Here is a 10,335-nt window from a genome sequence, read left to right on the forward strand (position 1 = left end):
TATTCGGAATTATTAGTGAATGTATACAGCCTTTTGATGAGTAGGTATTTGAAAATTTTGGTCGAGGGGTGAATGGAGAGGTTAATTAGTATTAGACATCTCCGAAAATGAATGTAGAGACGTAGCAGTGCTACGTCTCTACAAGGGTTTCAGGCAACGCATAATTAATTTATGGAGATGTCTAGTTACTAATACTACAGCATTTTCACTGTTCCAACGGATAACTTGGTTGGCAGGTTTACTGTTAGAACTTAATGAGCATTCCTCTTTAATTTTTCTTTCTCCAGATAAGATTATTTCATAGCTACCTGCTTTTTGACTTATATGAACCGTCCCAAATCTTTTTCTACATTTATCCTCAGAGAATTTGATATCTTCATCATTTGTTTCAGCTGCATAAACCCAGTCTCCAGTAACATCTACGAACTCTGGTAGTGGCTGTCGATTAATAACAATACCTAAACCATCCCCATCCCTGATGATAGAGATTCCACTAATAAGTTTTCCAAAAACAAAACCACCAATAACTAATCCCCCAATAGCAGCTACAATAACTTTGTAATTTTCTTCTAATATTTTTTTGAGTCTTTCAAACATTACACTACCTCTAATACCATTTCACGAAATTATTGATACAAATCACTATTCTTGCTCCCCCTGCTTCCCCTGCTTATCCGAGCAGTATTGGGTTGGGTTGAGCCTTTGCGTTACCCAACAAACCACGCAAAATGTTGGGTTTCGTTCCTCAACCCAACCTACACATTTTTTATTTTTTTGCCAAAACCTACGCAGTATTGGCTTCACTTCCTTCAAGCTAAGTAAGTCGGTGAAAATAAGTCAAACTATGTGAGGAAACGTAAATAGGCTTGAAACCGTTACCAATGACGAATGACTAAGGACAAATGACAGCCATCACCAGTTATCTTTAATTGCGCCGACCTACTTAAATATTCTGCTGAGAGAAATCCATCAAATTTGCTAGCTTGTAAACTACCCGCGCCCCAACATTACCATCCCACTCCGCATCACCGACTTCGCAGATATCAAAGCCAATAATTTTTCTGCCACTATTGACCAATTCCCGGAACAGAAAAAAAGTTTGCTCTAATTCCAACCCACCTGGAACAGGAGTACCTGTACTCGGACAGAGTTTTGGATCTAGACCATCTACATCAAAGCTAATGTAAACATACTCAGGTAAATGACTGATAATTTCTCGGCATAAATCGATCCAAGTTGTTCCAGAGTAAAGCTTTTGCTTAATGGCTGGGTCGTAATATGCAATAATGCGATCGCTAGATTGGTCAATCATTTGCACTTCATCATGACTAATATCACGCAAACCCACCTGTACCAGCTTGGAAATTTGCGGTATTTTCATCGCATTAAACATAATAGACGCATGGGAAAACTCGAATCCCTCATAGGCATCGCGTAAATCTGCATGGGCATCAATGTGCAAAATGCCATAATTTGCGTAGTTAGCCGCTAATGCTTGGAAATAACCTAAAGGCGAACTGTGATCTCCACCAATGACTGCAACTCGCTTACCATTGTTAATTGCTTGTTGACAATTTTCAAACAGCCATTGATTAACCTGTTGACAGGCCTGATTAATTTCTGTCAGTACAGGTGTTAAATCTGGTGTATCTGAGAGTTGTTTACCTTGGGCTAATCGCTCGATAATTTTTGCTGCCAAGGCGCGGTAGTATGTGTTCTTCTCTACAATATCCTGGGGAATTTCCACCATGAAAATTCCCTGCTTCCAACCATCAGGGTGATCAAAATCGAACAAATCCAGTTGAGTCGAAGCATCTAGAATTCGCTGTGGGCCATTAGCAGTCCCTGCACCATAAGAAACAGTGACTTCCCAAGGTACACCAAAGACAATTAGGTTTGCGGACTGATAATCGCAGGGTAAACCTAAGAGGTTGCCATTTATTTCACCTACGCCGCTAGGATTGTAGTCTTGTAGTTGATTACTCATTAAGTATGTTCTGAATTTACGCGGATAGACAGCACGCTGCCTAGTGGACATCTGCATTGTAATCAAAATTTTTTACAGCCGGTAAACTACTCAACCCGTTTAAATTCAAATCCCCGCAACCCTTCCGGTACTTCATACTCCACCACAACATCTTTAACCACAGCAGCAGGTGGCCCAGAGTGACACCAGCGAACCATATCATCTACAACCTCTCGCGCCCCTTCAAAAACTGCCTCTACTCGACTATCGGCGAGATTCCGCACCCAACCTGTTAATCCCAACTGCCTAGCTGTATCCACAGTGGCGTAGCGATAGCCCACTCCTTGGACTCGGCCAGAAATGAATACATGGGCGCGAATGATTTTTGGCAGTGCTGTGGAATTCTGCATGGGCTGGTCTAATATTTACGATTTCCAGTCTACCTAGTTTGTATCTACACAACCTATTTTTAACAGATGACTAAAGATTTTTGGGAATATTTAGTCATCTTCAGATGACTTTTGCTATTAGTAAGGAACTTTAGTTCCTTGCGGGACATAACTTTTACCCAATGCCTAATCTCCCATCAACTCTACTGCATCTCGTCCATCAAAATCTTGTAAGTAAACTTTGACTATTTCTTCTTTAGCGGTAGGTAATTTCTTGCCAATAAAATCTGGGTGAATTGGCAACTCACGATGACCCCTGTCTACCAACACAGCTAAACGAATCACCTCTGGTCTTCCGTACTCATTTACAGCATTCAAAGCAGCGCGAATTGTCCGTCCTTTGAAAATCACATCATCCACCAGTACGACCGTTTTCCCAGTTAGATCAAAAGGAATATCGGTTTTTGCTGGAGTCCGTAACCCGATTTGGTCAAGGTCATCTCGATAAAATGTAATATCTAAGGCACCGACTGAAACAGCTACACCTTCAAGCATCTCAATTTGACGAGCCAACAATTCGGCTAATAACGCACCCCTAGTATATATACCGAGAAGCACCACTTGGGACAAATCACGCGACCTTTCGACAATTTGAGAGGCTAGGCGAGTCAAGGTACGACGAATTTCTTCTGATGACAGGATCTCAACTACTTTTGCAGACATAGTTATAGAGGGATTGGGGAGCAAGGAAGGCAAGGGTGGCAGGGGAGAAATAACCAATGCCCAATGCCCGATATTAATCATTACTTTTTCAGGAGTAATAATATAGCGATCGCTATTCCTAACCATAGCAAAAAACAATATCGAGTCAGCTGCAAAGCATTCTGAATAGAAGTTGCAGTAATGGGATAAATAGCATCTCCTAGCAGTGGTTTGTATTTAGCTATGCCGCGATACCAATTTGTACCCCCCATCTGCACACCCAAAAAGGCAGCATAGGCGCACTCACTCCAGCCGGAATTGGGACTAGGATCGTTAATTGCATCCCGACGACAAATTCGCCAAAGGTGCATCGGTTTACCCGATAACAGTCCCACAGTCACCACTGTTAACCGACAAGGTAGCCAAGTCAAACAATCTTCCAACCGCGCACAGAACCATCCCAAATAAGTATAGGGTGCTTCCCGATAGCCCACCATTGAATCAAGGGTACTGCTGGCTTTGTATGCTAAAGCCAAGGGAGTTGGCCCCACAACTGGCACAAAGACACCAACAATTGCATAAAAAAGCGGAGCCATTACCCCATCTGTGGCATTTTCTGCAACCGTTTCTAAAACGGCTCGTGAAATTTCTGCTTGTGAAAGGTTTTGGGTATCTCGACCAACGTAATTACTTAAAATCTTCCGAGCCTTACCCAAATCTCCTGCTGTTAAAGGTTGTAAAACAGCCACGGCGGCGGCTCGCAAACTTCTGCCAGCAAAACAACTAGCCAAAAGAATGCTTTCTATGGCAATTCCCAACAACGGATTAACCAATCTGGCACTTTGAATCATCAAAAAGCCAACAAGACCGCTACCAATTATTAAAATAATGCCTAGTACAATTCCAGCTAGGCGTTGTGTCAGAGAATTTTGACACCATTGCAGAAAAAATTTGCTCAGGCGAGAAATTACCCACCCCATAACTTGCACTGGATGAGGCCAATCCCAAGGATCGCCAATTAAGTAATCTAAAAGTGCAGCAATTATTAAGATATAGATGTTATTAGTCATAAGTTACGAGTCTAAGTAAGTTTGTCCGAAAAAACCCAAGTATGTTACGAAACGTAAATAGGCTTAAAACCCTTACTAATGACCAATACAGCTCTACCAGAGGCTGCACTTCGACTTCTCTACGAGACGCACTCGCGTTCGCTCAGTGACCAATGACAAATGACAAATGACCAATGACAAATGACCAATGACAGCCTTAGCCAGTTAGCTTTAATTGCGCCGACCTACTTATGGTTAAGAATCAAGGGTCAACATTTGGACTATTGACTATTGACTAAACCACAAAACTAGCTTCTTCCCCAAGGGAAGCTTGCCGACTACGAGCATCGTAATAAAGGTCTGCCAGAGTAATACTGTACAAAGCTTCTTTCAGCTTTTGGTTGAGTCTTTGCCAAAGGCTAAATGTTACCCAGTCTTCAGCTTGTGTAGGTGCTAGAGTGTGAGCGGGTAAATGGCTAGTCTCGCCAACCGCTTCTAAAATTTGTCCTATAGATATTTGTGCAGGCTCTCTTGCCAATTTATATCCGCCAATGCTACCACGAATTGATTTCACTAACCCAGCACGACGCATTTCTATTAGTAGTTTTTCGAGGTAAGGAGCTGGGATATCTTGGCGTTTGGCGATCGCTCTCACAGATCCAGGCCCATATTTTGGCTGTAAACTCAAATCTAGTAACGCCTTGACACTGTAGTGTCCTCTGGTAGTTAGTTTCATTTTGGCAAGCTTTGTTGTTTAGTCAATAGTCTAGAGTCCTAATATTGACCCCGGAACCGCAGTTGCTCTACTTGGAGATCCGTTGGAGCGGAGGCTTTCTTTGCTCCAAACTTCGGAGGAAATCCCAGACCCTCTCTACAAGACGCGCACTCCCTATACGCGCTATCGAACTCAGGTGAGAGAAGACCGCACTGCCTTCTGTTGACCTTGGACTAGAGATCAGTTTTACTTATCATTTTGTGACTCAGTTATCATCTAAAGCTTGTAAACAACTTTTTGAGCCTTAGTTTAGAAAACTTAAACAAGTCTAGTCTAGCAGTGATTCACAAACTATATATATAGTTATCAGCATTGCCAGCATTCTCTAAAATAGATTGTCTTGGCAATATTGTTAATCAGATAACAATTGTGCCTATGAGTGTAATATACTTGGCTAGGTTGAGATAAAAACTAAAGGATTATGTTCCTATTAGCTCAACCTCAGCTAAAATAAAATCGATTCCAACACTTCAAACATTCTTTTTCGACCTAAGTTGATGCCTAAACTGAAAAAAATTGAACCCCTACTCGGTGAAGAACTGCTCAAAAAAGTCAAAGAGCTAGAGAACGAGAGCAAGGAAGACAAAGCCAAGAAGTGCGGCTACTATACTGTTACCAAAAACGGTATAGAGCGCGTCAATATGATGAAGTTTTTAAATGCCCTAATTGATGCTGAAGGCATTCAGTTGGACAGTACACCCAGTGCTAATGGGCGTGGTGGGCGTAGTGCTAGCTATAGAATTAGCGTGCAATCTAATGGCAACTTACTTATAGGTTCAGCTTATACAAAACAGATGAATCTTAAACCAGGAGATGAGTTTCTGATCACTTTAGGCAAAAAGCACATTCGTCTGAGACAGGTAGATCCAGAAGATCGGGAAGATGATGAAGCTATAGAAGCCACGGCTTAATAAATGGTCATTAGTCAATTGTCATTTGTCCTTTGTCCTTTGTCCTTTGTCAATTGTCATTTGTCCTTTGTCCTTTGTAAAAACCAATGACGACCAATGACCAATGACCAATGACCAATGACTAATGACCAATGACCAATGACCAATGACTAGTGACTAGTGACTATATCTGTAGTGGGTAAGACTGGTAAATAGTGGCGAAGTGCCTTGCGCGTAACTGCTAAATTACAGGTTAATGCAATTTGCTCTCTTTCTAGTAAACCCAAAATGCGATCGGGTTGGTCTCGTGCTACCACCGGTAATTGATGTAAACCTCGAAGAGTCATGCGGTCTAAAGCTTCAGATAATAGTTCATCCTGCCATGCATAGAGGATTTCAGTAGTACAAATGTCTATGAGGGTTTGACTGGATAAATTATCTGGAATTTTAGTTAGGGAATTTGGGTAAGTTTGCCAAAGAGCAAGGGCACGGTTAATATCTTCCAGAGAAAGTATACCAACTAATTGCTCTGCTTCATCAATTACTAAAGCACTGCGGACGCGATCGCGGGTCATTTCTACAGCCGCATCTAATACCCCAAGGGTTGCAGGTAACTTTTTTGGATAGGGATACATGGCATCTTCTACCAAAATTTGCTGCATAATTTCCGCCTGTTCATCTTTCAATTCCGAAAGACCAATTTGTTGTAAATTAGAATTAGAGTTAAAAGTTGGTTTAATCCTTTCCACTAGCCAAACACTCAGACCCACAGCTGCCATCAACGGTAAAACAATGCGATAGTCGCGGGTTAATTCAAACAGCATTATAATAGCTGTTAACGGCGCTCTCACACTAGCAGCTAGTACTGCTGCCATTCCCACCATTGCGTAAGCTGGCGGAGCCGCCATCTGATCACAAATACCTGGAAATGCCACAGCCAAAATTTTGGCGTAAGCTGATCCAAATGAAGCACCTAAAAACATTGCTGGTGCAAACAAACCGCCGATGAAACCACTACCCGTACTAATTGCAGTCATCAGCAGCTTCGCCACCAACAGCACCACCAACAGGTAGAGTGGAAACTCCACATCTTGAAGCATCGCTTCTACAGTTTCATAACCAACGCCCAGAATTTGCGGGAAGTGCAAAGCAACTGCGCCAATGATCACACCGCCAATAATTGGGTGAATCGGCTCAGGAATTCGTCCTAAAAAGACAAAACCTCGAACCTTCCCAGCAAAGCAGGCTTTTGCTAAACGGATTAATTCTGTATAAGTGAGAGAAACTAGGCTGGCCCCCAAACCCAAGCCAAGGTAAAGAGGTAATTCCAAAGGACTGCGGACTTGGTAAACAGGTAAATCAAAAGCAGGTTGTGCCCCCAAACCAATTTGAGCAATTAATGCTGCTACCACCGCCGCTAGCAGCACTACGCTCACAGCAGAAGTAGCGAAAGATGTAGCTCCCATCACCACCTCTAGGGCAAAAAATACTCCAGCAATGGGAGCATTAAATCCCGCAGCAAGTCCAGCCGCCGCACCAGCACCCAACAGCAAACGTTGTCGTTCTTGAGATACATTGAGGATCACAGAGAACAACATTCCAAAATTGGCGCCAATTTCTACACTTGGCCCCTCTGGTCCCAAAGAAGCACCGCTCCCCAAAGAAACAGATGCAGCCAGCATTTTTGTCACTGGTCGTAGTGGTCGCCTAATCTCCGTTCCCTGAGAAGCGGCGATGAGAGATGAAAGTCCAGGGCCAAAGTCTTGAGTTCGCCAGCGCATCAAGCCAACGATTAATCCGCCAAGAGTGGGAACGCAGGCTAAAGTCCAAGCACCCCAAACGCCGATTTTGCCCATTAAATTTTCCAGCATCAACTGGTGAATCAACTGGATTAAATAGTGAAAGGTAACTACACCCATACCAGTACCACCGCCAATTAGCATGGCTAAAAATAGCACGACGGTTTCTGGGGATGGTTGAAAACGATTAATTAGGTGAGCTAAAGGAGCAGAAGGTGTAGGAAAGGCAGGTTGTTCCGTTACCTTCCTCAGTTGAGTGGGAGGCAAGAGAGTCATTGAGAGGCGAGGTAAATGTAAGAAAAAATTTAAATTTTTATCTGTTACTTCTCATTGTGAGCCATTATTTGGCAACCAGACAAGTAGACTTGATTTGCTTAATTTACAAAGCTTTAGTAAAAAATGTTATTGTGCAAAATTTTTGGGGGAGAATGGTTAAATAGGGAACAATTATTATTTAAGGGTCAGCGATGTCTAGGTTGGGCTACGCCTATGGTAGTGGGGTGCGAGTGAGCGCCAACGCTATTCTTTCTAAAGACAACAGGGTTTTTGTCGGCTGGGTGGACGCACCCGTAAACATTAATTAGGAGTCATCCTTGCCTAAATCTAGCTATACTCGTGTTGCGACCATTAAGCCATCCTTGGTAGTAATACAATGTATGTATGATTTATGCCTGATGTCAGACCATACTTGGAAGTCTGCTGAGTATTGATCGACATTCAATATAGCTATTGTTATAGAGCGAGTAAATGGACTAGGCGGACGAGGTAAATGAATATACACACCTTTGATAATCATTATGTTACTTGCCCAATTTGCCAAAGAAATGCTACCCCCAAACCAGTTAAAAGGCGCATGGGATTGTTTTGCTGTCCCTATTGCCAAGAACGGCTAGTCGTTTGCCAAAGCGGTCATTATGTCCGTGATCCGTTTACTTGGAGACAATTAATGATTTCTTCGGCGCTACGTCGTCAAAGCCGACCTTTAGCGAGGATTGTCAGAGATTTTGTCTTGCTCAAGCGTCCAATGGTGGCCCTAGCTGTAGGAGGTGCTATTTTCTTTAGTGCGATCGCTCTGACCCAAGAAAGGACAAACTATGATAGGCAAGTCCCTTCCACAACAGAGAAAGTTAATGAATTAGGAAACAAATCTCCGTAAATGGATTATTTTGGTATAAATCAAATTTAACTTTGATTTTTGTAATATTATAACTCAATACTTCATAAAATCGTGTCTTATTCGCCCCAAATAGGACACGGTTTTATATTAGGGACTGACAAAAAATAAATTATCCACAATTCTTTGTATATTTTTAGGGGATCTAGGTTTTGACAATTCAGGTCATCTGGAAAACCTCACTTCTATTTCTCTCTTCCTTTAAGGAGAGAGACTTTGAATTTCACCCTTCTCGCATCGGGAAGGGGGTTAGGGGGTTAGGTTTTTAGTGGACTTTTCCACATAACCTGAATTGTCAGATCTAGGCCTTGCACCCAACCGCAAACGCGAGTGCGTCTCCCCCTGGGAGAAGTACGCCAAGTACGCCAAGAAATAAGAGTTGCAGAGAGTTTTTGCGTAAGTCCTGACCCAGATGAACTCACCTGAGATTAAAGATTTTGCTAATGGCTGTTGACTCTGTAGCTTTCAGGCAAAGAAGTGGGAATTTTAGAATTAGGGGAAACTCTCTAAAACTAAATCAGCACAATAGCCAGCACTTGAGGTTTTGAGCAAGGAATGAAAATTAGTCAAAAATTAATTTCAGGTATTCTAGGAATGGCTATTCTCTCAGCAGCTATTGGTGCAATTAATGCTTATCAACAGTTGAAGTTAGCTAAGTATCTTGCTCAACAAGAGGCTGAAGAACTGTCTGGACTGCTGGGATATTTCGTAAGTCACGAGCTTGAATATCACGAAATGCGATCGCCAGACAAATTGCTAGCCGATTTACAAAACCATGTTCAATCGCTACATAAGCGACGTCAGCGTTATGTGGAGATTGTAGACCACAATAAAATTATTCTGGCAGATGTAGTTGAGGAAGACATTGGTACGCGATTAGATCACGATCGCAATAACGAAGTTGGTAAAACTCTTCAGGATGGTATCCCAAGAACATATATTAAGAGCAGTCCTAAGTACCCAAATGGAATTCAATTGATTGCTGTTGCTTTTAAGACTAGCAAGGGTGAAATAATTGGTGCAGTAGTTTTAGAATATACACCGCTTTATAAAGCAGCGCTAGCAACAGCCCATAAAAATATTGTTGTCACGTCGATCATAAGTTTGGGATGTGGCATATTGTCATTAGGAGTAGGTTATTTGTTTTCCATAAGCATTTGCAAACCGATTAAACAACTCCAGCAAGCTGTAGTAAACCTGGCTGAAGGTAAGCTGGATACCAGAGTTGGGATTCGCTCTCAGGACGAGATTGGCCAGTTAGCTATCTCCTTCAACAAAATGGCGGATGATCTGCAATATTCCAGAGCTGAGTTGGTCAATGCTAACGAACAATTACGAGACGAGATTGTTGAGCGTCAACAAGCAGAAGCAGAACTTCAGCAAGCTCTGAAAGACCTGAAAACAGCCCAAATTCAATTAATTCAATCTGAAAAAATGTCCAGTCTGGGTCAACTAGTGGCGGGAGTTGCCCATGAAATCAACAATCCGGTTAATTTTATTCATGGCAATATTAATCATGCTAGTGAGTATGTCAAAGACTTGCTGGATTTGGTAGCAGTTTATCAGCGAGAATATGCCCATCCTTCGCCTT

Annotated in this window: 10 protein-coding genes; 3 read left to right on the forward strand and 7 right to left on the reverse strand. The window is 42.3% G+C overall.

Annotated elements, in window-relative coordinates; genetic code table 11:
* Positions 1–138: 138 nt before the first annotated feature.
* From LC605_RS28115 to LC605_RS28140, 6 genes are all read right to left on the reverse strand, one after another.
* Complete coding sequence (locus LC605_RS28115) at positions 139–597, reverse strand: hypothetical protein (RefSeq protein WP_229550742.1); 459 nt, start codon at positions 595–597, stop codon at positions 139–141.
* A 346-nt stretch (positions 598–943) separates the two neighbouring features.
* Positions 944–1,987 carry an agmatinase SpeB gene (gene speB / locus LC605_RS28120; RefSeq protein ID WP_229550743.1) on the reverse strand — a complete coding sequence of 348 codons (1,044 nt, stop codon included), beginning with the start codon at positions 1,985–1,987 and terminating at the stop codon, positions 944–946.
* 86 nt (positions 1,988–2,073) lie between these two features.
* Complete coding sequence (locus LC605_RS28125; protein WP_229550744.1) at positions 2,074–2,376, reverse strand: acylphosphatase; 303 nt, start codon at positions 2,374–2,376, stop codon at positions 2,074–2,076.
* A gap of 165 nt (positions 2,377–2,541) precedes the next feature.
* Positions 2,542–3,078: a bifunctional pyr operon transcriptional regulator/uracil phosphoribosyltransferase PyrR gene (gene pyrR, locus LC605_RS28130; protein ID WP_229550750.1), complete on the reverse strand. Its 537-nt coding sequence runs from the start codon at positions 3,076–3,078 to the stop codon at positions 2,542–2,544.
* 80 nt (positions 3,079–3,158) lie between these two features.
* Positions 3,159–4,127: an adenosylcobinamide-phosphate synthase CbiB gene (cbiB, locus tag LC605_RS28135; RefSeq protein WP_229550745.1), complete on the reverse strand. Its 969-nt coding sequence runs from the start codon at positions 4,125–4,127 to the stop codon at positions 3,159–3,161.
* Between the two features lie 274 nt (positions 4,128–4,401).
* Positions 4,402–4,842 carry an Rrf2 family transcriptional regulator gene (locus tag LC605_RS28140; protein ID WP_229550746.1) on the reverse strand — a complete coding sequence of 147 codons (441 nt, stop codon included), beginning with the start codon at positions 4,840–4,842 and terminating at the stop codon, positions 4,402–4,404.
* 536 nt (positions 4,843–5,378) lie between these two features.
* On the opposite strand from LC605_RS28140, the gene LC605_RS28145 reads away from it, so the two are divergent.
* Positions 5,379–5,792, forward strand: a complete 414-nt coding sequence (locus LC605_RS28145) for an AbrB family transcriptional regulator (RefSeq protein WP_179068863.1) — start codon at positions 5,379–5,381, stop codon at positions 5,790–5,792.
* A 149-nt stretch (positions 5,793–5,941) separates the two neighbouring features.
* On the opposite strand, the gene LC605_RS28150 is transcribed toward LC605_RS28145, so the two are convergent.
* The gene (locus tag LC605_RS28150; protein ID WP_229550747.1) at positions 5,942–7,846 is read right to left on the reverse strand and encodes a chloride channel protein; all 1,905 of its coding nucleotides are present in this window, start codon (positions 7,844–7,846) and stop codon (positions 5,942–5,944) included.
* Between the two features lie 493 nt (positions 7,847–8,339).
* Between LC605_RS28150 and LC605_RS28155 the strand changes: the two genes are divergently transcribed.
* Together LC605_RS28155 and LC605_RS28160 are read left to right on the forward strand one after the other, a co-directional pair.
* Complete coding sequence (locus tag LC605_RS28155) at positions 8,340–8,726, forward strand: hypothetical protein (RefSeq protein ID WP_229550748.1); 387 nt, start codon at positions 8,340–8,342, stop codon at positions 8,724–8,726.
* Between the two features lie 573 nt (positions 8,727–9,299).
* Positions 9,300–10,335: HAMP domain-containing protein (locus LC605_RS28160; RefSeq protein ID WP_229550749.1), on the forward strand; the 1,036-nt coding region annotated here is incomplete at its 3' end.

Source organism: Nostoc sp. CHAB 5836 (assembly GCF_020829445.1).
Taxonomy (GTDB): Bacteria; Cyanobacteriota; Cyanobacteriia; order Cyanobacteriales; family Nostocaceae; genus Nostoc.

Bases quoted from the DNA above. Each gene is read 5' to 3' on its own strand.
- LC605_RS28115 (WP_229550742.1), bottom strand. From the start codon at position 597: ATGTTTGAAAGACTCAAAAAAATATTAGAAGAAAATTACAAAGTTATT.
- speB (WP_229550743.1), bottom strand. From the start codon at position 1,987: ATGAGTAATCAACTACAAGACTACAATCCTAGCGGCGTAGGTGAAATA.
- LC605_RS28125 (WP_229550744.1), bottom strand. From the start codon at position 2,376: ATGCAGAATTCCACAGCACTGCCAAAAATCATTCGCGCCCATGTATTC.
- pyrR (WP_229550750.1), bottom strand. From the start codon at position 3,078: ATGTCTGCAAAAGTAGTTGAGATCCTGTCATCAGAAGAAATTCGTCGT.
- cbiB (WP_229550745.1), bottom strand. From the start codon at position 4,127: ATGACTAATAACATCTATATCTTAATAATTGCTGCACTTTTAGATTAC.
- LC605_RS28140 (WP_229550746.1), bottom strand. From the start codon at position 4,842: ATGAAACTAACTACCAGAGGACACTACAGTGTCAAGGCGTTACTAGAT.
- LC605_RS28145 (WP_179068863.1), top strand. From the start codon at position 5,379: ATGCCTAAACTGAAAAAAATTGAACCCCTACTCGGTGAAGAACTGCTC.
- LC605_RS28150 (WP_229550747.1), bottom strand. From the start codon at position 7,846: ATGACTCTCTTGCCTCCCACTCAACTGAGGAAGGTAACGGAACAACCT.
- LC605_RS28155 (WP_229550748.1), top strand. From the start codon at position 8,340: ATGAATATACACACCTTTGATAATCATTATGTTACTTGCCCAATTTGC.